This window comes from Paradesulfitobacterium aromaticivorans, assembly GCF_054657415.1.
The window spans coordinates 1-24,115 of sequence record NZ_BAAHYT010000012.1; the positions used below are offsets into that span (position 1 = coordinate 1).

A 24,115-nucleotide genomic window follows, 5' to 3' on the forward strand; every position below is an offset into this window, starting at 1 on the left:
AAACCTTTTTTCATCAAAATCCTTAAATATCAGGCATATTTGAAAAAGGTTTGGATTTTATTTAAGTTTGGATAACGAAGGAAATCAAAACGTTTGGATTTCCTTCGCCATACCTTCGCTGTCTGTTGTCTGAAAAAATGGGTGCTTTCCGGTGCGGAACTTATGACGGTCCTTCCCTATCTAGCAGCCTATATGGGACATACCGATTTTCGGGGAACCCAATATTATCTGAGGCTTACAGCAGACTTGTATCCCGATCTGATCAGCCGAACGGAAGCGGAATTTGGATATGTTATTCCGAACGGGGGACGGCTATTATGAGGGAAAGAGACTTCCCGAGATACCTTACCGGTTTCCTCTCTCAGTACCTTCCCGGTCAGAAAAATGTGAGCCCCCATACGATTGCTGCCTACAGAGATACATTCAAGCTGTTCCTCACCTACTGTGAAACCTGCAAAGGACTAGCTCCTGAGAGAATTACGATGGCCCAGCTTACTAAGGAACTTGTACTGGGCTTCTTAGAATGGATTGAGACAGAGCGAGGCTGTTCTATCCCTACCAGAAATCATCGATTGGCCGTTATTCATTCCTTCTGCCGATATACCCAGAAAGAATTTCCGGAAAACCTCCATGAAACCCAAAAGATACTAGTGATTCCAAACAAGAAAAGCCCAAAGCCCTTGGTATCCTATCTAACTGGCGATGAGATGCGGATTGTCCTATCCCAGCCGGATAGTTCCACAAAGGATGGATTCCGCGATTTGGTTCTTTTGTCTGTGCTCTATGATACAGCGGCACGAGTTGACGAACTCATCAATCTAAAAGTTAAAGATGTCCGCCTTATGGACCCTGCAGTCATCACTCTGCATGGAAAGGGAAGCAAGACTCGTCAGGTTCCAATTATGAGTAACACCAAAACACTGCTTAGTTCCTATCTGGATACTCGAAAAAGCTGCTCAGGTATGGCAGATGTTGAAAATTTCTTATTTGTTAACCAGAAGCGCCAGAAATTATCTCGTTGGGGAATATCTTATATCATCAATAAATACGTAAAAGAAGCAAAAAAAAGTAGTGACTTTATTATTCGATTCCCAGTCACACCCCATATATTTCGGCATAGCAAAAGCATGCATTTGCTTCAATCAGGAGTTAACTTAATATATATCCGGGATTTCCTTGGTCATAGTGATTGTTCAACAACAGAAATATATGCCCGGGCAGACAGCGAGATGAAACGCAAAGCTATTAAAAATGCATATCCGGATTTAGTGCCTGACGGACTGCCAAACTGGGAAGAAGACGGTAACTTAATGAGATGGTTAAATTCACTTTGTGAGTAAAAGATTATGGGGAGTGTTTTCACATAAATTAAGCTGATTTAGAAGATTATTGTGTTATACTCCCCATAATCTGAGGCTCTACATAATGCCGATTATGGGGAGCTCTCCATAATCGTCACTACTACGCGACCTGGTTGTAGTCGCACCCCGTGCGGGTGCGTGGATTGAAACATTTTGAAGTGCGACAAGGCGGGAAAGCTCAAAGTCGCACCCCGTGCGGGTGCGTGGATTGAAACCCTTTAATATAAGTTTGGCGCACAGTTGGGTCAAGTCGCACCCCGTGCGGGTGCGTGGATTGAAACTCGATTGAGTATGATATACTGTTAGTAAGAGTAAGTCGCACCCCGTGCGGGTGCGTGGATTGAAACTCAATAGCTCTAACACAATGGTTCACCTGAACCAAAGTCGCACCCCGTGCGGGTGCGTGGATTGAAACAAGGCCAGCCGGTTTAAGAATCCCTTATATGCTGGTCGCACCCCGTGCGGGTGCGTGGATTGAAACAACAATGGGTGTCACGTTGACCGCAACACTGGAAAGTCGCACCCCGTGCGGGTGCGTGGATTGAAACATCACCCATATAAACAGAAGCGCCAACAGACCAAGTCGCACCCCGTGCGGGTGCGTGGATTGAAACAGTTCATTAACTGCATTTGTCACGCTGGTCTTATCGTCGCACCCCGTGCGGGTGCGTGGATTGAAACAGAGCATTAGTTTGGTTTGTGTTATAGGTGTCGGCGTCGCACCCCGTGCGGGTGCGTGGATTGAAACATCTACCGTCAAATGGATGCGGCCGGAAGCATGGATGTCGCACCCCGTGCGGGTGCGTGGATTGAAACCCCTTAATCGAGAGTACAACAAGACCCGCAGTCAGGTCGCACCCCGTGCGGGTGCGTGGATTGAAACATTGTATAGAGAGTGGGAAGCAGGGAAGGGGGCAGTCGCACCCCGTGCGGGTGCGTGGATTGAAACGTAATATCCATCGGTAGGCGTATATTCGATTTTAGTCGCACCCCGTGCGGGTGCGTGGATTGAAACATTTGGTTGGTGTAGTCGGTTTTGGTTGCTTCGCGTCGCACCCCGTGCGGGTGCGTGGATTGAAACTCATGTGAGTGAGTAACCTTGCGTCCAGCGGCCTAGTCGCACCCCGTGCGGGTGCGTGGATTGAAACGATTGAGCCGAATTCAAGCAGTTTTAGGATGACTGTCGCACCCCGTGCGGGTGCGTGGATTGAAACCAATTTAAGATTAGAAACAACATGTACAATCGTGGTCGCACCCCGTGCGGGTGCGTGGATTGAAACTCGTTCGCCGTTCCTGCGTTGGGTGAACCCGTTGGGTCGCACCCCGTGCGGGTGCGTGGATTGAAACCTGTTTTATAGTCCCAGACATAAACATTGTTATTGTCGCACCCCGTGCGGGTGCGTGGATTGAAACGGAGAGTAAGATCACATCGTAGTTGACTTGCTCCCGGTCGCACCCCGTGCGGGTGCGTGGATTGAAACTTTGGGTTGAGGGGGTTCGACAAGTGCTTTGTACTGTCGCACCCCGTGCGGGTGCGTGGATTGAAACGTCAAACGTCCATCCATACTTACCATAGTTCTCTAGTCGCACCCCGTGCGGGTGCGTGGATTGAAACACCAGACGCAAAGCCAATCAAGCCAGTGACAATCTGGTCGCACCCCGTGCGGGTGCGTGGATTGAAACACCCCCGAAAGGTCGTATAGCCTTTCCGAACCCCGTCGCACCCCGTGCGGGTGCGTGGATTGAAACACCCCCGAAAGGTCGTATAGCCTTTCCGAACCCCGTCGCACCCCGTGCGGGTGCGTGGATTGAAACGTATAGTCCGTCGCGCTGTATCGTATAAAGCTTCGTCGCACCCCGTGCGGGTGCGTGGATTGAAACTGTGATTTCCCCGAACTTTATTTTCTCGTTATCGTCGCACCCCGTGCGGGTGCGTGGATTGGCTTGAAAATAAAATAGACTTAGGGAGAAAAAGTAGTTGGGATACGAGAGAAAAATTCCTAAGGACTGAGTTAAACCAGGAGGAAAAACAAAAGCGGAGGCGAATAAAATAGTCAGCAAACCGAAAATAGGCTTAGCAAAGCTAGGATCCTGATTGGCTTCGGATCCCTTTGAGTCTTAGAACTCGTTATGCTTGCTTGCAGCCTTATCCTTCGGTTTGCTTTTTGCGAGGACGTCCCCGGCGGCGAACAAGTGGTTCAATGGGCGTGGGGGATTCTTCTTTAGGATGGAGAACAGCCTTCGGGCTGGGAGAGATGGAGTGATTCTCTGAGGTTGGGAGTTCCGGTAGATCGTCTTCCTCGGCCATATCGACGATACGGGCTAGTCCCTCGGATAATTCACTCACGTCGGGGAATTCTTCTTTGACTTCGGTAGCCGGAGCTGGCAGTGAAGAAACAGAGGAAGAGACGAGCTTGGCAAAATCGAACGTTTCCTGGCGTGTAAAGAGCGTATAGATAATGCGCACCAGCTTATGAGCCAGGGCAATGAGGGCCTTATTCGTACCACGACGGCGCTTTACGGTCTGGAAGTAATTTGCCAGTGGGGAGTTTTTCTGGCGGGCTGCTGCCCAGGCCACCTGAACCAAAGCGGAGCGCAGATAGCGGTTCGCTCTGCGGATAGCCGCTGACTTCGGCTTACCGGCGCTAATGTTGTTACCTGGACAAAGGGCAATCCAGGAAGCAAAATGAGCCGAATCGGGGAACGAGGAGAGATCCGTGCCAATCACCGCAAGAATATTAATGGCCGAAAGCCGTTTCACTCCAGGCATAGAGAGCAGGATATCCAGCCAAGACTGCAGCTTATGAGCTAAGACATACGCGTTAATCCTGGCATCAAGCAAGACAAGCTCCTGTTCAATGTGGGCTAAATCGTTTAAAAGAAAGCCCAAAATAAAGCGGTGCTCATCCGAGAGATGTCCTGTCAGAGCCTCACAAAGAAGCGGGATCTTCTTGCGGAGTTTACCTTTCGCAAAATTGGCTAAGAGGAAGGGATCCGGTTGTTCCTCTTCTAGTAAAGCAGCAAGCACGAGACGGCCAGACACCCCGAATAAATCCGTGGCAACCAGACTGAATTTAATGTTGCACTCATCTAAGGTGCGGGTAATCGTGTTCTTGGTGCGACGCAGAGAACTCACGACCGCCCAGCGTTGACGAGTCAGTAAACGCAGATTCATAATGACTGGTCCAGGAATATAACTGGGGCGGACTAAGTTATGCATGGACAAATAAGCAATCCGCTGAGCATCGGTCTGATCGGTTTTCTTACCGGGGATCGCTTTCACGTGCAAGGGGTTTAAGATGTGAGACGAAATATTGGCCTCGGCCAACACATTAAAAGGGGGCTTCCAGTAGATGCCACTGCTCTCCATCGCGACCAAGGGGCAATCGTGCTCCAATAGCCACTGACGAAGATCATGGAGACCGGAAGTAAAAGCAGAAAATTCCCGGGTGTACAATACCGGTTCCGTCTGACCACGGGCATCCAACAAGGCGGCAGAAATCGCGCCCCGATGAACATCCAGTCCACAGATAATGGGATAAGTAGCAGGAATCAAAGAAACCAACTCCTCGATTAAGATAGGAAAGGTAGCGCCACAACACCCTGAATAGCCGCTTCAAGCGGAATAAATTGGCTTACGTACTCACCACCCAAAAAAGGATGGGGTAACAATTGGAGGTCCAAAGAGGGGTTGCGGTACAGTTTGAAACACGCGGTCTAAGCCGCACAATCCCTTGGCCCTACGACACTACCGTTCCGACTAAGAAGTTCGACAGAAAATAAAAAAATACTGCTTTGATCGCAGTGGGGGATGAGTTCTGAGTACCCATTTTCATTCGGGGAGGTGTAGGGCGTTCATAGGCGTTTGAAACCGCTATCTGGCGCAGTTCTGCGTTTTCCTCTACGTCGCACCCCGTGCGGGTGCGTGGATTGAAACGGCATAAAATGAAGTGGGCTCCAGGACACGGACCAGTCGCACCCCGTGCGGGTGCGTGGATTGGCTTGAAAATAAAATAGACTTAGGGAGAAAAAGTAGTTGGAATACGAGAGAAAAATTCCTAAGGACTGAGTTAAACTAGGAGGAAAAACAAGAGCGGAGGCGAATAAAATAGTCAGCAAACCGAAAATAGGCTTAGCAAAGCTAGGATCCTGATTGGCTTCGGATCCCTTTGAGTCTTAGAACTCGTTATGCTTGCTTGCAGCCTTATCCTTCGGTTTGCTTTTTGCGAGGACGTCCCCGGCGGCGAACAAGTGGTTCAATGGGCGTGGGGGATTCTTCTTTAGGATGGAGAACAGCCTTCGGGCTGGGAGAGGTGGAGTGATTCTCTGAGGTTGGGAGTTCCGGTAGATCGTCTTCCTCGGCCATATCGACGATACGGGCTAGTCCCTCGGATAATTCACTCACGTCGGGGAATTCTTCTTTGACTTCGGTAGCCGGAGCTGGCAGTGAAGAAACAGAGGAAGAGACGAGCTTGGCAAAATCAAACGTTTCCTGGCGTGTAAAGAGGGCGTAGATAATGCGCACCAGCTTATGAGCGAGGGCAATGAGGGCCTTATTCGTACCGCGACGCCGCTTTATGGCATAGAAATAATTTGCCAGGGGAGAATCTTTCTGGCGAGCGGCTGCCCAGGCTACCTGAACCAAAGCGGAGCGCAGATAGCGGTTCGCTCTGCGGATAGCCGCTGACTTCGCCTTACCGGCACTATTGGCCTCGGCCAACACATTAAAAGGGGGCTTCCAGTAGATGCCACAGCTCTCCATCGCGACCAAGGGGCAATCGTGATCCAATAGCCACTGACGAAGATCATGGAGACCGGAAGTAAAAGCAGAAAATTCCCGGGTGTACAATACCGGTTCCGTCTGACCACGGGCATCCAACAAGGCGGCAGAAATCGCGCCCCGATGGACGTCAAGTCCACAGATAAGGGGATAAGAAGCAGGAATCAAAGAAACCAACTCCCATAAATAAAGATAGGAAAGGTAGCGCCACAACACCCTGAATAGCCGCTACTGGCGCTAATGTTGTTACCTGGACAAAGGGCAATCCAGGGAGCTTCATTGTCCAGCGAATAAAATCACCTCTATTTGCAATATTACAATTTATGGCTGCGAAAGACGGGATATGTTATAATGTAAATGGGAATAGCTAGGAGTTGATAAGATGCCCCGTTTGCAAGAGAACTCAACCCATCATCCGCACGATAAAGGGTATAAAGAGCTGTTAGCCAATAAAGCAACGTTTCTTGAACTCTTAAAAACCTTTGTCGAGGAAACATGGACAGAGGATATACGGGAAGACGACCTAACGCGGGTGGAAAAAAGCTATATCCTACAGGATTTTAATGAAAAAGAGTCCGATATCGTTTATCAATTGCACGGTAAAGAAGAAGACATGGTCTTTTATGTCTTATTGGAACTCCAATCCACCGTGGATTATGGGATGCCTTTTCGACTCTTATTGTACATGGTTGAGATCTGGCGAGACATCTATAATAACACTGCAGTGGAAGAAAGGGAACGCCAAGGCTTTCGTCTACCCGTGATCATCCCAGCGGTGCTCTATAATGGAGAAGGGAATTGGACCGCAGCTCAGGAATTTCGAGCGATGCTCAACAATGTTACTACCTATGCCGAGCATGTAGTAAACTTTAAATATATCTTATTTGATGTTAATCGATATCCTGAAGACATGCTGATTAGGGCGTCTAACCTTATCGCCAGTATTTTTGCCTTAGATCAAAAGATGAGTAGCGAAGCTTTAGTCAAGCGACTGCGGAAAATGGTAGACAACCTCAGAAACTTAAAGAACGAAGAGTTCAGGCAACTCGTCATTTGGATTAAACATGTTCTGAAAGGTCGGCTAGCAGAGCCTTTGACTCAGGAAGTCGACGAGATTTTAGACGGAGCCAATCCGAAGGAGGTGGAGATGATGATCTACAATTTGGAGCGAACGCTGGATGAAATGGAGCAAAAAGCGGAATTTCGGGGGATGCTGAAAGGTCGGGAAGAAGGTCGGGAAGAAGGGAAATTGCAGACAGCCAAGGCGGCTTTGGAGAAAGGATTAGCGGTAGAACTCATCGCAGAAATTACCGGACTTCCCTTGGAAGAGATTCTAAAGTTGCAAAGCGAGATCAGGCAAAAAGCCTAAATAGGAAAAGCTTCTGATAATTCAATTGAAGCATACTATCGAAAGGGTTCCGGAGGAGTAATCTCTGCGGAACCCTTGGCATTTGTACGCTAGAGATGCCAAAAGGGGCAGGAGCCGCTACTCGGAGGTAGAGACCCAAATCAGGGGGATCGGATTAGAAAAAATTCCCTTGGGAAGATTTGAGTAACAGCTAAGCCTAGCTTTAGGATTAAAATGCAGGGGAGCCTCCGGGCAATGTCAGGCAGTTGGAAAATGCGCTCGAACGCATCATCAATATTGTGGATACCCACAAAATCACACCGAAGCAATTCACTCAATGGACAGAACATCGCCTTCATTATCGTCACAATCACGCTGTCGGTCTTCATGAAGGGCTGGATTTTGATTATCTGGAAAGCCGGATTGGGCAAGTTGCATACCTGGGAGAAGCACTGCGCAAACACGGGATTCCGATTCAATGGCCTGTCGGCGGCCATGCCGTTTTTGTAGACGCTGGAAAGTCCTCCCGCACATCCCTGCCGCGTCTATACTGACCGTCACATGGATGTCGGGGTAGACGCTCTCGTCAAGATTTGGGAGCGCCGTGATCGAGTTAAAGGCTTAGAATTTACCTATGAACCTAAAGTACTTCGTCACTTCCTCTGTCGTTTGAGGTCGGTATAACTAATATATTAAACTAACATTTTTGATATAGATTTTTATACAGGGGCGTACAATGCTCCTAATTTTTTTTCTAGGCACGAAGGAAAAAGGCGATAAATGGAGAAAATGGTAAAGGGAGAAATGTTTGTAGTAAGCGGTGATGAATAATTTGGAATATTACGCTCATTCAGACAGTCAAAAAGACAAAAGCCAGTGGCACCTATTAAAACGACATTTAGAAGATACCGCAGTACTAGCTGCACATTTCGCAGAAAAGTTCAAGGCTGCGAAGATAGGCCACCAAGGGTTTTCTTCAACCAATTAATGGACGCTAGTGTTGATTTAATGCTTGTTAAATATGAACGTACCGAAAGCATTTTCCAAGGAGGATAAGTGCAATGTCCCAAGGAGATACCCATGAAGGCCCGAATACTAAAAGAAAATTCATAGCACATCGCCGCGAAAAAGACGGCGGAATTCAAGATTTATGGGAACATGCGGAAGAAACTTCTGCTTTGGCGGGTAAATTTGCTTCGAAAATTGGTTTGGGAAAGCATGGCGAATTGATAGGCTTATTGCACGATTTGGGAAAGGCAAGCTTCGAATTTGACCAATATATTAGATCAGCGACTGGCTTAATTGACCCGGATGAAGACAATTGTATCGATGTAAAAGATAAAAAGGGCAAAATTGATCATTCGCACCGTTCCAAAGTCGCACCCCGTGCGGGTGCGTGGATTGAAACAATCACCACGTTAAAATTAAAGGGGTTAAGAAAGGTCGCACCCCTTGCGGGTGCGTGGATTGAAACCAGCGGCCGATTTAATGCCGACGGTCATGGGTTGGTCGCACCCCGTGCGGGTGGATTCGCTCAAGCCAGTGGGTACCAAAATGTACCCGTTGCTCGCCTAAATTGAGACCACGAAAGTGGTCATTTTTCTGAGAGAGGGGCCAAATATGGAGTTGTACCAGATGCTAGAGCGTCGGGCGGCGGGCATGCAGCCGAGCTTTGACGCTTGGGTAACGGTCGATGTCTGTGTGGGGTAGAAATTTGCTGCTTTTGAATTTGTCCATAAAGGTCGGGTTGGTGTTAAGCTCGAAATAAGTGATCCTGACGGCAAGTGCTTCCGCTTCCCTGCGCTTGGACTGGGACAAAAGCACCTGCCGGGCTCCTTCGCCGGAACTGTTGCCCAGACGGACCATCGCCGAGCGCGGCAGATCGGGGTAGAGGCCGATCGTGATGGCGGATTCCAGGGAGAGGTATTGTCCGAAGGCTCCCGCGGCGTAAAAGCGGCGGATATCCTGCCAGTTGTAGCCGACGCTCTCCAGGAGAACCTCGAGGGCCGCATTGACCGCGCCTTTCGTAGCCATCAGGTTATCGATATCCGCTTGTGTGACAACGATATCCTGCCCTGAGGCAGATTCGGCGGCAGGCACGACCACAAAATACCTTTGCCCGGCGCTAAACCGCGCTGCCCTGTCAATGAGCCCGTTGAGAAAGAGTTCGGCCAAGACATCCACCAGGCCTGAACCGTCCACGGGCCGGGGCATTCCCAATCGTCGAATAGCGCACTCCGGTGACGGGGTCCAGGCTCACCCGATCCACAGTTCCCGGTTCTGCCCGCATGCCGTGGGTCGTGACGCCACCTTCCAGAGCGGGCCCCGTTGTTGACGACCGGGATATACGGGGAACGGCTGAGGGACGTGGGGTCAAGGCCAAGAAGAAGATGCACCATGGTCGTGTTGGCTCCGATGAAGTTGCAAAGTAAGATTGGGCACAAAACCTAAAAAGGAAACGATTCCGACTTATGAGCGAGTCTAAGATTAAGCCTGATGATTCGGGACGAATCGAAGAAACTGTTTCTCCATACCAAATACGGATGGGGTCTTAAGCCACAAATAACGGGGAAAATGGCCACAAAATGTCTGCCTGGAGTTTAGGTTTGCGATAACTCGTTGCCCCAATATTATGAATGTGATATCATTGCTTAGGTATATTTTTTTATGTAAATACTTTTTTATTCCATAAAGCTTACAGGATACTGAGGAGACGAACAAAATGTTAGACATAAGCCAACGGCATGAGGAATGCCACATGAAAGAACAATGCCTAAGGTATGAGATATGTCCTATGGTGTTAGTACAAAATATAGTTTCCGGTAAGTGGAAAATACTGATTCTATGGTATTTGAGTTATAATACGTTAAGATTTCGTGATATAAAAAAACATTTGCCCGATGTTACTCAAAAAATGCTTACACAACAATTAAGAAGATTAGAAGAAGACAAACTCATTTACAGGAAAGTTTATCCAGTTGTACCACCCAAGGTGGAATATGGTTTAACGGATATCGGCAAAAGGATTATTCCAATCCTAGAAATGATGCATGGGTTTGGAACCGAATATTTAAGGGGAGTTCTGGATAAGAAGGGAATATAATGCCGAGTCAATGTTTACCAATTATCAAAGAAAAGAGAAAGGAGTCTGATATCTCCGCGGAAGGGATTAGGCTCCTTTGTGTTGCTCATAGCAAAATATTTAGTTTGGTCCTTACGAATTCTCAATGCGCAACTAAACTTAACCGATTTTCTTACCCGCCATTGGCCCTGGTTTAAGGCTATGAATTTCTTCAATATGCACCAACACTACTGCCTTTGGCCTGGGTAAACCATTTTGTTCAGATAAAGTCGCTGCTTGCTCATAAAATTCCCCGCTGCTTTGAATCTCAGCTCGGCCCCAAAAACGATAACCGTCAGGAATTTCCCTATTTACTACTGCTATGACAACTCTGGAACCGTCTAAGATGTTTCTGTAAGTAGTACCCCCGGTACCTTCAGTAAAAATCAAGGTATCATCATTTAGAACCCGCGTTGAACGTTTTGGGCCAATGTTTTGAATACCATCTTTACTTACTGTACCGATGAAACATTGAAAATTATTCACCATTTCCTTCATTTCCTGGCTAAGAACAGCCATTTTCGCACCCCTTTTCTTCCTAAATAATTAAATTGACGATTAATAAAAGAATACAATATGGAAACTGATTTGAGTAGTACGCACATTATAGTAACATAGTACCTAAAACAATACCAGGTTATTGCCGGAAAGGTATCATTTCAGGTACTATGGCACATAAAGGTGCCTACTAGTCAAAATGGTTCTTGCATTTTATAATTTTATCAACACCAGAGCGCACGGCAAAAGAGATAAAAAGAGGAGGGGCCACATTGAAAAAAGTTGCTGCGGTTTTTCGTTATGTATTCGCTATTTTCTACGTTTTTTCCGCATTAGGGTATTTCTTCGGTTTTATGCCTTTGCCTAAGATGGATGGAATGGCACAACAACTAATGGACGCCATGGTTAGTTCCGGATACCTGATGATCTTTGTTAAACTTACTGAGTTGGTCGGCGGTATATTGTTATTGTTCAATCTTTCAGGACCTTTGGCTCTGGCCGTACTAGCCCCAATCACGTTAAACATTTTCCTTTTTAATTTGATCTTAAATCCATCGCTAATATTTTTAGGTTTAATAATGCTTCTGATTCACCTGGGTTTGGTATGGAACTATCGGGAAAGGTTCATGTTGGTTTTTGCGAAAAGAACCTGATGCTTCTATCCGTACTCGAAAGTTTACCGCTTAAACAGCTCATTCGAGTTAAAGACGTTTAAGCTTTGGTTAAGAGCAGAGAGAAACTTAGGCACGGAAGAAATCATGAAAATTGTCCGAATAAAGGAAACTTACTTCAGGTGGAGTTTTTAACTTAATCTGAAGTTTAGTTGAATTTATCCGATGGCTGACTGCCATCGGATAAAATCATTGTAAGGGGATGTAAAAAATTATTGACGAAGTTTTACCCAATCTGTACCGGATTGAAATTCCCTTGCCCGAAAATCCATTGAAGTCTCTTAATTCATATGTGGTCAAAGCGGGAAAACGCAACTTAATCGTGGACACGGGATTTAATCGTGAAGAATGTATGAGTGCGATGCATTCTGGTTTAAAAGAAATTGGAGTAGACTTAAGGGAAACCGACTTTCTTCTTACCCATTTACATGCTGATCACTCGGGTCTGGTTGCAACTCTCGCCACCAATACGTCAGTAATATACTGTACCAAGGTGGATGGAGAAATTTTCAATACACGAGACCCATGGAAACAAATGCGGGACTTTACTCGGGGCAGTGGAATTCCCGAAAACGACATCCGGAAGGCCGTGGAGTTGTTTCCGATCGCCAAGAGTCATCTGGACTTTAGGTTTCTGAAAGAAGGAGATACCTTAAACTATGGTGACTACCTATTCCGTTGTGTCGAAACTCCTGGTCATACAAAAGGTCATATGTGCCTTTATGAGGCCGAGAAAAATATATTGGTCTCAGGAGACCATATTTTAGGTGAGATAACACCCAATATTTCAGCCTGGTCCTATGAGGAAGATCCCTTGGCAGAATACTTCAATAGTTTGGATAAGGTTTATGGACTAGAGATTAAGCTTGTCTTGCCTGGACATAGGGCAGTAATTACCGATTGTAAAAAAAGAATTCAGCAGCTGAGACTTCACCATCAGACAAGGTTGGCAGAAACTGTATCTATCTTGGAAAAAGGCAGTAAAAACGTTTTTGAGGTAGCGGCACAGATGACCTGGGAGATGAGTTATAAATCTTGGGATTTGTTTCCTGTAGCGCAAAAGTTATTTACCTATGGTGAGGCATTAGCCCACTTGCTCTATCTTGAAGGAAAGGGGAAAATACGTAAGGATCTCATCGACCAAAAGATGGTCTTTACTCTGAAACAAACCGGTTAGCCAAAAAAGGGCGAAGCAGATTGGCTATACTATATATTTATAATTATAAGCCCCCGGAGCATCTTAGCGATCCGGGGGCAATTTTGAGCTTTAAAGATGCCGGCGATAAACGTAGCTGCGTACAGACCTTCTTGAGGACCCACTTCTGATCCCGCACACATAGCGATGCTGGGACCCGCGATTACAGCGTTATGTCCACCAAAAAAAGCGTTAATTATGGTCCATAGACTACTTACAGCCACAAAAGCATTGGTTGGGGGAACGTAGCCCTGTGAAGAAAGTATTCCAAGAGCATGGACATTACCGAAGCCGATAGAAAGGAGGGTTAAAGGTAAAGTTAATTCTAGAATCGCTTTGATGTTAAATGCGGGAGTTATCAATACCAGGTTGGATATGTTAAAGGATATGGCATGCAAGTTAACACTCCCTGCTGTTAAAGCAACAACGAAACCAATTATTAAAGCGCCTAAAACAGGCGGAAGTCTTTTTGCTACGGCCGTATACCAAAAATTTATCTATTTCAACCGTTGAGCCCCAAATAATAACTGTTCAGGAAAAGGATGTTGACTTAAAAATCAACCGAGGTTAAACTTAAGAAAACTTAACTGACACTCATGTCAGTATTGACGCTAATGTCGAAGGAATAATTGCTGATAGGAAGGATCTCTAATGAAAACTACGGATTCAAATTTAGTTAATAGGAACGAGCGTAGAAAGCTGAAAACCAAAGAAAACATCCGTAAGGCGGCTATTGAATCTTTTTTGGAACTGGGATATTTAAACTCAAATGTTCAGGATATTATGAGACGTGCGGATATGGGCTATGGGACTTTTTATCAATATTATCGGAGCAAACAAGATGTCATAGTGGAATTAGCCACTGAAGCATGGGAAATGATCAAAAATGATTATGTCATTCCACCTGTTACGGAGACAAGTCTTTATAAAAGAACAGTCTCCAGGTTGGAACTTGTTTTTCGTACTTACTCAAAGCACCGGGATGTCATCCGGATTCTGATGGACTGCCACACTATGGACGAGGAGCTTCATCGTGTTTGGACCCAGCTTATGGAGGAACCATATACCCGCCTAAAAAAGGATTTAACCTGGAGCATGAAAAGGGGGCTTTGTCGGGATGTAGATCTTAATATTGCTATAGTATCTGTTTACGGAATGGTTCATGCAGTCGGTAATCATATAATTCAAAACAATTTGATCGAACAAGAAATTGAAAAGATCATTAAAGACGTTGGTTTGTTATTCGAGAAAGCTGTATTTGCGGTCGAACACATACCCCATTATTACCTTATAAAAAGTGAAATTAAATCAGTAGAGTTGCATTAAGCTGGAGTGATCGCCCATCCATAGTTACTTAAAATTACTTTATTGGTGTATACATCCATGAGGTTTCTCCTGGTTGAGTCCAAAGGAATATCAACCAAGCGGTAGTCATTTTCCACATTTTCCCACAATATTGCTATTAGAGAATTACGGGATCGTAGGTCAGTTCATCAAGCCAACTCGTATCTTCTTTTTCATTCAAGATCTGTTGTTCCGCTACTTTGTAGATTTGATCATAATTAATTCGCCGGGATACTTTTCTCATTCGTCGTCGAAGCTTGGTTAAAAAAGAATCATAGTTTTCGAAGAGACAGGAGATTGCGATTCTTTGCAAGTTCAGTAAATCTCTTTCGTACCCGGTTTCGAGTTTCAAAAGAATTAGAGCGCAGTAGGTCATAAGTGCGATCAGTAATTGGTTGGTGACTGCTGTTTCACTTGTACCATAAAAATGTTTGATCTGGGCGTGTTGCTTTAACCATTTAAAGAATAATTCGATTTGCCAACGATACCTGTAAATCTCCCCAAATTCCTCGGCACTCCTCTTAAAGTCGTTAGTTACGATGGAAAAGGGTTCGTTAACACCGTCATCAATCGTAATGACACGGAGTTTATGCTCCATTTTTTTGGTATTCGTACCGAGAATTACATCTACATCGTCTTCGATTAGGCCGTCCTCTTTAACAGGTCTTTCTCCAATAAATTCAATCGCAGCATTGTCTTTAAGACGAGTAACGAATCGAATACCATTTTGGCAGTATTCATCGAATTTCTTGTAATCAACATAGCCCCGGTCAAAAATATTAAGAGCGTCATCATCTTCAACAATCAATTCATCCAATTTGTTTTTGTCTGCGGTCTTCGCTGGAGTAACAATCACTTCGTCGGGGACAGCCGTTCCATCAAAACTTAGCCGTAAGTGCATTTTAATCCCGGCTTTGCTTTTCCTAAATACAGCCCAAGGATATCGGGAGAGGCATAGGCTAATGACGGATGCATCAATCATGTACAATTTCCCAAGTCTCTGCTGGATAAATCCATAACTCTTTTTCTGAGCGATTTTGTGTAAAAGGTTCTTGAAAAGCATTTCCGAAACCTTGGTAGGAAGGACTTTAAGCCTTCGGGAAATTTGACTATGGCTGATACTTTTTAGCCCAATGGTACGACCTAGTTCATCACCGTTAACACTCGCACTGATCTTTCTTAAAGCTCTAAATTCTGAGCATTACTGATGAGTAGAACTAGTTGGCTCGTTTTGAGTTTTTGGACTCTTTTATCAAGATTCGAGACTTCCTCATTGATTTTAGTCCAAGTGTCTTTAGAAAAAATCGGTTGAAACAGTTGCATAAATGTGGATTGTGTAGTATCCTTGTCCTGCATTTTTGATCTCCTTATGATTAGAGATTTGGGCAAGGACTACCCTAACTCTAATTATAAGGCTTTTTTATTGAATTTTACAGGAATAATCCGGATTTTAGGCTACTTTAGGCTGATTTTCTCTATCTTTCTTGCTTGTTTACGATTTGACTTTTAGGTCGATACCTCTCTGCAACGCTACTGAAATTAAATAAAATAATGGGTTTTTAGTAAAAACAATCAGAAAAAATAAAATTTTTTTGACAAAAATAATCAGTAAATAATGAATAATCAGATTTATCATTAATGACATTTTCCTCCTTATCTATCAAGTTTAAGAGTATAAGTAGGGAAAGGAGATTTATTTATGAAGATTCTACAGGATGAATTAAAACAGCGGGTTGAAAGCTTGCAAAAATATCTCAAGCAACAAGGGGTAGAAGGAGCGTTATTAGTCCAAAAAGCCGATGTCTTATATTACAGCGGTACAGCCCAAAATGTTCATGTTTTTATTCCTCAGGAAGGTAATCCCCTTGTAATGGCCTATCGGGATTATTTCAGGGCTAAAAAAGAAAGTCCCTGGGTGGTCGTCCAGCTCGCTAGTCTTTCTAAACTCCCCCAGTATATTAACGAGGCAGGATTGTCCATACCCAGTGTATTAGGAATGGAATTTGATGTGCTTCCTGTCAGTCAATATGAACGATATCGGAATATATTCTCGAATGCGACCATTGTTGATGTCTCTTCTTTTGTCCGTATTCAAAGGGCGGTTAAGTCGTCTTGGGAACTGGAACGTTTGGATGAAAGTGCGCGGGTGGCCGCTGAAGTATTCAAGTGGGGTGCAGAAATTCTCCGCCCGGGTATCACAGAGATAGAATTTGAGGCCGAATTAGAACGGATTGCGCTAGTTGCCGGCCATGAGGGATATGTGCGGGTACGTGGATTTGGTACAGAGTTTCATGCCGGCGGGGTTTTTGCCGGTACCCGCGGGGCCGTCCCAGGGCGCTTTGATGGGCCTGTGGTCGGCCAAGGTGTTTCCGTCAGCTATCCCCAGGGAGCAACGAGGACGAAGATTCAAGCGGGCGAGCCTGTTCTGGTGGATTTAGTTTTTGTTGTGAATGGTTATCAAATGGACCAGACCCGGCTGTTTGCCATAGATTATCTTCCGCTTGAACTTAGGGAGGCATACCAGAAGTCTGTTGAACTTGAAGAGAAAATACGCCAAGCCTTGCTACCTGGAAGGGTAGCGGGTGAGATTTACGACGAGGTTATTGCTTGGGTTCGGGAAAATACAGCATATGAGGAGAATTTTATGGGGTATGGTCCTAACCGGGTTGGTTTTGTCGGCCATGGCGTTGGATTGGAACTGGATGAGTTGCCTACGGTCAGTTATGGTTCCAAGTTGGTATTAGTTCCAGGTATGGTATTGGCCATAGAGCCAAAGTTCATTTTTCCGGAATTAGGAGCTGTTGGTATCGAGGATGTGTTTGTTGTTGAGGGCAGTGAAGGAGCGAGGTGTCTATCCTTAGGAGGTAAGGATTTAATACTCGTTTAACCTATATTTTTATTAGTCCTTCGGTAATATGTCAAGACCCTAAGTGAGTTAAAATTTCTGTGAGTTATTATGGAAAAGCCTAAAAAGGCAACAAAAAACCATCCTATTCCCAAAAGGTGGTGGGAACAAGTTACAAAAATGGAAGCACAGATTCCAATGTTCAACTTATTACGGCGTCACCCCCTGTTGCCATGTGGCACATAGATTTGGTTGCTGCGTAGCAGAGCATCAACCATACGAACTAGTTTACGTGCAGTGAGCACGAGAGCACGGCGATGATGGTGAGTCTTGCTTTCTGAAAATTTACGTTCGTAGAAGGCTTTGTACTCCGGTTCGTTCCGGCGAACGCAGTTGGCGGCCTGAGTGAAATAACTACGCAAATAAGTGTTGCCGGTTCGGGTTAAGGGTGTGTCGTCCGCTGTGAAGTCACCTGACTGGTGAGTACGCCAAGTTAACCCTGTAAACTTAGCCAAGGCTCCTTCATTCGGAAAGCGACGGATATCCCCGATCTCGGCAATAATACCTGCAGAGAGCACAGGCCCTATGCCGGGGATGGTAACAAGAGTATTTGGGAAATGTTTTACTTCTGCTTCAATTGCTTTATCGATTTTCTTTACTTGCTTCTCCAAAGCGTGGATGGTTTCAATGCTCGTGGCCAGGATGAGGTTAACCGGTTGAAGAAGACCTCCGCGCAGGCGGTGGGCCTTGCGGGCGGCATCCTTTAGCTTATTGGCTGTGGCTTCTGGATCCTCGAAATGACTTTTACCTTTCTCCATGAGGAAATCAATCAGTTCATCAAGCGGTCGGGCCGCAACCTCTTCTGGAGAAAAAAACTCAAGTGTCAAGAATTCAGATGTAGCGCCGAAAGTGTCGCTAAATACTGCACCCTGGGCAAGAGTACTGAACTTCAAAAACAAGTTGGTGAGGAAATAATTCTTTTCCCGTGAGATCATATTGATTAAGTGACAGCGAAAGCGAGTGAGGCACTACAAAGGCAGGTAGCGGAAATCTACCTGAGAGCCCTCCGGGAGGTGTCCAAAAACGTAAACGTTCGGCAATCACCCAGGCATCAACCCAGTTTTTCTTTGGGAAGATCAACATAAGCCTTTTTGAAATTAGCCACTACCTTGGGGTTGAAAGAATAGATCTGAGGCTGCATTGGGGCTAGACCAGGGTCTTCAGCTAAGAACATCTGTAAAGACCAACTGTACACAGAAGTGGCTTCCAGGCCGATCACAAGCCTTTCATCATTTACTTTCGTGCAGGCTTCGGCGAGATACTTGGCAACCTGTTCACACCCGGGGCGATCATTCAAAGCCTTCAGGCGTTTAACCGGTTCATCACCACGATCATTGACAATACGCACTTTGAAATCCTTGGAACCCACATCAATACCGACAAATAAGCTCAATTAGAATCACCTCGCTTTCTGAGCCGATATTTGTAAGATTAACGTTGGGACCAGGCACCACAACCGGTCAACAACCTCGCCGAATCAGCACTCGTCTTAAAGGAATCATAAATCCACCCGACCTGCTACCAGCGGAGGGGCTCCCTTTAAGCTGTGCAACCTTCGAGTTAAAAGCTCAAGTTGTGGGCTGGCAGTCAGACTAATTAAGAGGTCAAACCCAAGGAGGGAAGGCCTTGCCAGAACGAACCTTACGATTCCATTTTGCCTAAATCCCAACAAAATTCATTACTATATTTCTGTTTTCAAAGAAGAAAGTTTTAGTCTAGGTAGCCTTTGGAGAAGGCATGCGTGTGTGCCTTATGTGGAAAAGCCATTTGGGGTAGTCCTAAAAGAGCTTTCCCACAACGGCACGCCCCGCACACCTTCGACGGCTGCATGGGGTATGCGTTATCCTGCGCGCACCTTGTTGATATTGACCATTTCCATGCTGCGATTTCCAGTTACCGAGACCAAAATAAATGCCCCACGTTCCCTCGATTTATTGGACTCGTGGGGCAGGAACTAATTCGATTATACGAGGAGGGGAATTTATGAATATTGAAGAGAAATTAGGATTATGGGCAGAAAAAGAGCCTATGAAGCAGGCGCTTATGTGGAGGACCGGCAGTTTTACTTATGGGGAACTCAACCGGAGTGTTAATCGTTTAGCCGGAGGATTGGTAAACATAGGAGTAAAAAAAGGTGACAGGGTAGCTGTGCAGCTGATGAATGATCCGGAATTTGTAGTCAGTTATCTGGCTTTATTTCGAATTGGCGCCATTCTGGTCCCTATGAATCCCTTATATACCGAGCGTGAAATTCAAATTATTCTGAGTGATGCCCAGCCAGTTGCCGTCATCACATCGAGCAAGTTTGTCAGCAATATTCTCAATATACGGGAACAGATAAGCAGTTTGCAAAAAGTAATTGTAACGGATGGAGTGGATCTGAAAGGTGTAACCGGATTTACCGACTTGCTTGATGGAGCGTCCGATTCCTGGCAAAGGGATTATGATATTGATCATGATGAACTGGCGGAAATTATTTACACCTCGGGAACAACCGGGATTCCTAAAGGAGCAATGCTGACACACAATAACTTAACCAGTAATATCAAAACCCTTGTTGAAGATTCATTGAAGCTCACTTCCCAGGAAAGGACGTTGATTGTAGCTCCTTTGTTCCATATTGCGGCACAAACCAACTGTATGGCTACAACGTTGAATGCAGGTGGAACAGTATATCTCGAACCTCGCTGGGAATCCACTAAGCAAACACTACAGGCCCTTCAGGATTATCACATAACATATTTCTTCGGTCCTCCAACTATGATTACCTTAATGCTTAATGACCCTGATTTCAAAAGTTACGACTTGAGCGCTATTCGCGTAATTATCGTTGGGGCGGCGGCATTGCCGTCAGAGATTTTCAAAAAGTATACGGATTTATTCGGCTTCGAGCCTATGGAGGGCTATGGTTTGTCGGAGACTTCACCAGTGGTAACATTTAATCCAATCGATGGCTTGAAAAAACCAGGCTCCATCGGGTTGCCGATTAAGGGTATAGAGGTAAAAATCTTCGATAACAATGACGTGGAGCTCCCGCCTGGTCAAGTTGGGGAGATTGTTGTTAAGGGACCTAATGTTTTCAAAGGATACTGGAATAAACCGGAGGAAAGCAAGGAGGCCTTGCGCAATGGGTGGTTTCATACTGGTGACTTGGCCTATAAGGATGATGATGGCTATATCTTCATTGTTGATCGGAAAAAGGATGTGGTTATCCGTGGTGGTCTAAATATTTATCCTCGTGAAGTTGAGGAAATCTTGTACACTCATCCAGCTGTTTTAGAGGTTGCCGTCATCGGCGTCCCTGATCAGGTAATGGGGGAAGAGCTTAAGGCCTTTATGACTGTCAAGGGCGGGCAGCAGGTTGACTTTGCTGAGATCAAGAAGTTCTGCCTGAAATATATTGCGCAGTATAAAGTACCAAAGTTCTATGAAGTTCTGGATTCTCTGCCTAAGACGGTATCCGGGAAGATTCTTAAAACTGAACTTCGCAAGGCAGCCGCCGGAACAGGAGGAAATTGAAAATGGATCAAGTAGTAATTATCGACGGACTAAGGACCCCTGTAGGAGTGTTGGGGGGTGCCTTAAAGGATATACCGGCCGAGGAATTACTGAGACAGGTTTTTGCAGAATTGCTGCGGCGAACTGCCATTGATCCTGCTCAAATCGATGAAGTGATTGCCGGATGTGGTTTTAATCCCAGCAATGCACCGAATGTGGCGAGAGTTGCTGCTTTACTGGCGGGTGTGCCAAAAACGGTGCCTGGTGCGACTATTAATGTCAACTGTGGTTCGGCTATGAAAGCTTTAACCTTTGCCTATCAGGCAGTTAAAGCGGGTGAAGGAGATGTCTTTGTGGTTGGGGGTACGGAGAGCATGAGTAATATTCCGTACATTTTGCATAAGGCCAGATTTGGCGGATACCGGTTTGGTAACGGGGAGCTTGTCGATATGCTATGGGAGAGTCTGACTGATCCTGTTTGCGGCCAGTTGATGGGACGTACTGCAGAAAATCTTGTGGAGGAATTCGGCATAACCCGTGAAGAACAGGATGACTTTGCATTGGAAAGCCATCACAAGGCTGTGGCAGCTGCCCGGACGGGAAAATTTAATGCCGAGATTGTGCCCGTGAAAACAGTGAAAAAGAGCAAAGCGGGCTCTGTCGAAATTGTTGCTCTGGCTGAGGATGAGGGACCGCGCCCGGATTTAACCCGGGAGCAGTTATCAGGACTCCGGGCGGCCTTCAAAGAAGGGGGGAGCGTGACAGCAGGTAATTCCTGTGGTATCAATGACGGGGCATCGGCTGTTTTAGTTATGAGCGCTGGAAAAGCCAAAGAGCTTGGCTTAAAACCAAAGGCAGTTATTCGTTCCATAGCCTGGGTAGGATTGGAACCGCAAAGAATGGGACTGGGACCGGCTCTGGCACTGCCAAAGGCACTTAAATACGCCGGGTTAAATCTGGAGGAGCTTGATGCAATTGAGATCAATGAAGCATTTGCCGCCCAGGTTCTCAGTTGTTTAAGGGTTCTACCCGTCGACAGAAATAAGCTCAATTTGAACGGGGGAGCCATACCTCTGGGTCATGCTGTAGGAAGCACAGGGACCAGGCTAATTATTACACTCATGAATATTCTTGAACAAAACAATTTTAAATCGGGTGCTGCCAGCATGTGTGTGGGTGGTGGCCAAGGTGGAGCAGTGGTGCTCGAACGATTTGCTTAGAACAACGAATAAAAGCTTCGGGTAGATTGACCGGTTTTACTGAAAGGGGAATTAGTGTGTCTGAGCGTATACCGTGTGACGGTGAACTCTATCTAGGCGAGAATCAGTTATGTCAAGAATCAAGCTGTATTTACGAAGGCGATATTTGCTGCCGCTATTGTGAGAAAATAGAGAAATGCGAGACGAGTTGTAGTGATATAAAAGGAAGTGGTTTTAATGAACAAGAGCCAGCTTAATATTAGGATTGCAGATTTTGTTGCAGTAATTGAATTGAACAATCCGCCGTCCAATTTTTTGAACGGTAGCTTATTACGGGAACTGGAGGCTGCCTTGGACCAATTGGAGACTGACCCGGAATGTAAAGTTTTAGTGATTACTGGCCAAGGTACCGTATTTTCGCCCGGGATGAATCTCAATGAAATTCGAGGTGCAAATAGCTATGATCGGTTAGTTAGTCTAAGCAGTTTAGGTCACCATGTTTTTAACCGGATTGAAACTTTTACAAAACCGGTTATCGCTGCGGTAAATGGTTTATGTCTTGGTGGAGGAACCGAGATGATCCTTGCCTGTCATTTGCGTATTGCCAGTCAAGAAGCAAGCATCGCCTTGCCAGAGATCAAAGTAGGCATTTTGCCCGGATTCGGTGGTACTCAACGTTTGCCGAGGCTGATTAATTTGGGTAAAGCTTCGGAAATGATTTTGACCGGAGCCAGTGTGGGAGGAGAAGAAGCTTTACGGATTGGTTTGGTCAATCAAACGGTGCCGAGTGAAAAGTTAATGGCGGAAACCATGAATTTAGCACAAAACCTAGCGGGAAAAAGCCGGTTTGCGTTGAAAGCGGGACTTAAGACAATTTACGAAGGGCTTAAACTCGATCTTGAACAAGGCTTACAGTTGGAAGTCGAACAAGTGACTGGGTTATGGCATAACCCGGATATGCATGAAGGGTTAAATGCTTTTTTTGAGAAGAGAAAGGCAAATTATCAATAGAGGGAGATCTTTACATCATGAAAAATCTTTATTTCACTAAAGAGCACCTAGCTCTAAGAGCCATGGTAAAAAAGTTCACGGAAAAAGAAGTGAAGCCACGGGCGGCTGAAGCTGACCGCAGCCACAAATTAGATCCCTCCTTATTCCAGATGGCAGCAGAGCTTGGGCTGCCGGGAACCTTACACTCTGAAGAGTGGGGCGGATCAGGCCTGGGACAACTCGGTTTTATTACCGTTCTTGAGGAATTGGCCAGAGGCTGCGCCTCTTTCGCGGTGACAATGGCTGTTCACATGGGAATCGGGGTGTTCGGACTTCAGATGGCTGGCACTCCGGAGCAGAAAGAGAAATATTATCGTCCTTGCGTTTTGGGTGAAAAGATTTCCGCTTGTGCCTTAACAGAACCCGATGCCGGTTCTGACTTATCAGTCATGAAAACCAGGGCAGTCCAAGATGGTGATTATTATGTACTTAACGGAACCAAACGTTTTATTACCAATGGAAGTTTTGCAGATTTCATTACTGTATTTGCTGTTACTGATCCGACGGTCGATGCCAGAAATGGAATTACTGCTTTTGTAGTGGAGAAAGGTATGCCTGGTTTTCAAGTTGCTAAAATCGAGGATAAAATGGGGATCAGAGCCTCGGAAACTGCTGAATTGGTCTTTGAAGATGTACGGGTACCTAAGGAAAATATGTTGGGGAGGAAAGGCGAAGGGTTCAAATTGGCGATGCAGGTTCTAGAAACTGGTGGCCGGGTTAGTTTAGCCGCTATGTGTCTGGGTGCTGCCAAAGAACTGGTGGATATGAGCGTCAAATATGCCGGGGAACGGGTACAATTTGGTCAAAAAATCAATCGGTTTCAGGGAATTCAGTTTATGCTATCGGAAATGACGTCCCTTACCTATGCGATGGAATCTATGGTATACCGTACGGCTTGGATCATGGATCAAGGGATGAGTGTTGAACGGGAAGCTCCGGTGTGCAAGTTATTTAGTTCAGAAGCCATCAATAAGATTGCGGACATGGCAATGCAGATTCACGGTGGGGTTGGGTTTACAACTGAATTTCCTGTGGAGAGGTTTTATCGGGATGCGCGTATTAATCCTATATATGAAGGAACTAGTGAAATTCAGAAGATCGTAATAGCTCGCAATTTGATCGCTAACGGTCGGTATTGAAAATCA

The 24,115-nt window shown here is 45.7% G+C and carries 17 protein-coding genes, 4 pseudogenes and 1 CRISPR repeat array; of the genes and pseudogenes, 14 read left to right on the top strand and 7 right to left on the bottom strand.

Annotated elements, in window-relative coordinates; all coding sequences use genetic code 11:
- Positions 1–93 precede the first annotated feature (93 nt).
- Positions 94–321, top strand: coding sequence for a site-specific integrase (locus ACYQ2N_RS22915; protein ID WP_460001792.1), 228 nt, complete (start codon positions 94–96; stop codon positions 319–321).
- The gene (locus ACYQ2N_RS22920) at positions 318–1,340 is read left to right on the top strand and encodes a tyrosine-type recombinase/integrase (RefSeq protein WP_459997746.1); all 1,023 of its coding nucleotides are present in this window, start codon (positions 318–320) and stop codon (positions 1,338–1,340) included. Before ACYQ2N_RS22915 ends, ACYQ2N_RS22920 begins: the two co-directional genes overlap by 4 nt.
- Positions 1,341–1,479: 139 nt before the next feature.
- A CRISPR array of direct repeats spans positions 1,480–3,307; the repeat unit is 32 nt; unit sequence GTCGCACCCCGTGCGGGTGCGTGGATTGAAAC.
- A gap of 200 nt (positions 3,308–3,507) precedes the next feature.
- Here ACYQ2N_RS22920 and ACYQ2N_RS22925 read toward each other — a convergent pair.
- Together ACYQ2N_RS22925 and ACYQ2N_RS22930 are read right to left on the bottom strand one after the other, a co-directional pair.
- Entirely contained in the window at positions 3,508–4,917 is a 1,410-nt protein-coding gene (locus ACYQ2N_RS22925; protein WP_460001793.1) for an IS110 family RNA-guided transposase, read from the bottom strand.
- A gap of 648 nt (positions 4,918–5,565) precedes the next feature.
- Positions 5,566–6,309, bottom strand: a complete 744-nt coding sequence (locus tag ACYQ2N_RS22930; RefSeq protein ID WP_460001795.1) for an IS110 family transposase — start codon at positions 6,307–6,309, stop codon at positions 5,566–5,568.
- Positions 6,310–6,523: 214 nt separating this feature from the next.
- On the opposite strand from ACYQ2N_RS22930, the gene ACYQ2N_RS22935 reads away from it, so the two are divergent.
- From ACYQ2N_RS22935 to ACYQ2N_RS22950, 3 genes and pseudogenes are all read left to right on the top strand, one after another.
- A complete protein-coding gene (locus ACYQ2N_RS22935; RefSeq protein WP_460001796.1) occupies positions 6,524–7,510 on the top strand; it encodes an Rpn family recombination-promoting nuclease/putative transposase in 987 nt (328 codons plus the stop codon).
- Positions 7,511–7,863: 353 nt separating this feature from the next.
- Positions 7,864–8,173 (top strand): annotated as a pseudogene (locus tag ACYQ2N_RS22945) (tyrosine phenol-lyase); the annotation flags it as partial.
- Between the two features lie 377 nt (positions 8,174–8,550).
- Positions 8,551–9,069 carry a CRISPR-associated endonuclease Cas3'' gene (locus ACYQ2N_RS22950; RefSeq protein ID WP_460001797.1) on the top strand — a complete coding sequence of 173 codons (519 nt, stop codon included), beginning with the start codon at positions 8,551–8,553 and terminating at the stop codon, positions 9,067–9,069.
- Positions 9,070–9,127: 58 nt separating this feature from the next.
- Here the strand turns inward: ACYQ2N_RS22950 and ACYQ2N_RS22955 are convergent.
- Positions 9,128–9,906 (bottom strand): annotated as a pseudogene (locus tag ACYQ2N_RS22955) (ATP-binding protein); the annotation flags it as partial.
- A 305-nt stretch (positions 9,907–10,211) separates the two neighbouring features.
- Between ACYQ2N_RS22955 and ACYQ2N_RS22960 the strand changes: the two are divergent.
- Entirely contained in the window at positions 10,212–10,592 is a 381-nt protein-coding gene (locus ACYQ2N_RS22960; RefSeq protein WP_460001798.1) for a winged helix-turn-helix transcriptional regulator, read from the top strand.
- 138 nt (positions 10,593–10,730) lie between these two features.
- Here the strand turns inward: ACYQ2N_RS22960 and ACYQ2N_RS22965 are convergent, their stop codons facing one another.
- The gene (locus ACYQ2N_RS22965; protein WP_460001799.1) at positions 10,731–11,129 is read right to left on the bottom strand and encodes a pyridoxamine 5'-phosphate oxidase family protein; all 399 of its coding nucleotides are present in this window, start codon (positions 11,127–11,129) and stop codon (positions 10,731–10,733) included.
- 251 nt (positions 11,130–11,380) lie between these two features.
- Here ACYQ2N_RS22965 and ACYQ2N_RS22970 point away from each other — a divergent pair, with 251 nt between their 5' ends.
- Together ACYQ2N_RS22970 and ACYQ2N_RS22975 are read left to right on the top strand one after the other, a co-directional pair.
- Positions 11,381–11,761: a DoxX family membrane protein gene (locus ACYQ2N_RS22970; RefSeq protein WP_460001800.1), complete on the top strand. Its 381-nt coding sequence runs from the start codon at positions 11,381–11,383 to the stop codon at positions 11,759–11,761.
- A gap of 289 nt (positions 11,762–12,050) precedes the next feature.
- Positions 12,051–12,956, top strand: coding sequence for an MBL fold metallo-hydrolase (locus tag ACYQ2N_RS22975; protein WP_460001820.1), 906 nt, complete (start codon positions 12,051–12,053; stop codon positions 12,954–12,956).
- 29 nt (positions 12,957–12,985) lie between these two features.
- On the opposite strand, the gene ACYQ2N_RS22980 is transcribed toward ACYQ2N_RS22975, so the two are convergent.
- Entirely contained in the window at positions 12,986–13,471 is a 486-nt protein-coding gene (locus ACYQ2N_RS22980; RefSeq protein ID WP_460001821.1) for a benzoate/H(+) symporter BenE family transporter, read from the bottom strand.
- Positions 13,472–13,625: 154 nt separating this feature from the next.
- Here ACYQ2N_RS22980 and ACYQ2N_RS22985 point away from each other — a divergent pair, with 154 nt between their 5' ends.
- Positions 13,626–14,300 (top strand): TetR/AcrR family transcriptional regulator, encoded by a 675-nt coding sequence (locus tag ACYQ2N_RS22985; protein ID WP_460001801.1) that lies wholly within the window; start codon positions 13,626–13,628, stop codon positions 14,298–14,300.
- A 136-nt stretch (positions 14,301–14,436) separates the two neighbouring features.
- On the opposite strand, the pseudogene ACYQ2N_RS22990 reads toward ACYQ2N_RS22985, so the two are convergent.
- Positions 14,437–15,674 (bottom strand): annotated as a pseudogene (locus tag ACYQ2N_RS22990) (IS4 family transposase).
- 343 nt (positions 15,675–16,017) lie between these two features.
- On the opposite strand from ACYQ2N_RS22990, the gene ACYQ2N_RS22995 reads away from it, so the two are divergent.
- Entirely contained in the window at positions 16,018–17,205 is a 1,188-nt protein-coding gene (locus tag ACYQ2N_RS22995; protein WP_460001802.1) for a M24 family metallopeptidase, read from the top strand.
- 176 nt (positions 17,206–17,381) lie between these two features.
- Here the strand turns inward: ACYQ2N_RS22995 and ACYQ2N_RS23000 are convergent.
- Positions 17,382–18,616 (bottom strand): annotated as a pseudogene (locus tag ACYQ2N_RS23000) (IS110 family RNA-guided transposase).
- A gap of 590 nt (positions 18,617–19,206) precedes the next feature.
- Between ACYQ2N_RS23000 and ACYQ2N_RS23005 the strand changes: the two are divergent.
- The 4 genes from ACYQ2N_RS23005 (at position 19,207) to ACYQ2N_RS23020 (ending at position 24,109) form a co-directional block, all read left to right on the top strand.
- Complete coding sequence (locus tag ACYQ2N_RS23005; protein ID WP_460001803.1) at positions 19,207–20,742, top strand: class I adenylate-forming enzyme family protein; 1,536 nt, start codon at positions 19,207–19,209, stop codon at positions 20,740–20,742.
- Positions 20,743–20,744: 2 nt separating this feature from the next.
- On the top strand, positions 20,745–21,941 hold the full coding sequence (locus ACYQ2N_RS23010; RefSeq protein WP_460001804.1) for a thiolase family protein: 1,197 nt from the start codon (positions 20,745–20,747) through the stop codon (positions 21,939–21,941).
- Positions 21,942–22,157: 216 nt separating this feature from the next.
- Complete coding sequence (locus ACYQ2N_RS23015) at positions 22,158–22,931, top strand: enoyl-CoA hydratase/isomerase family protein (protein WP_460001805.1); 774 nt, start codon at positions 22,158–22,160, stop codon at positions 22,929–22,931.
- Positions 22,932–22,948: 17 nt separating this feature from the next.
- Positions 22,949–24,109 carry an acyl-CoA dehydrogenase family protein gene (locus ACYQ2N_RS23020; RefSeq protein WP_460001807.1) on the top strand — a complete coding sequence of 387 codons (1,161 nt, stop codon included), beginning with the start codon at positions 22,949–22,951 and terminating at the stop codon, positions 24,107–24,109.
- The last annotated feature ends 6 nt before the right edge of the window (positions 24,110–24,115 follow it).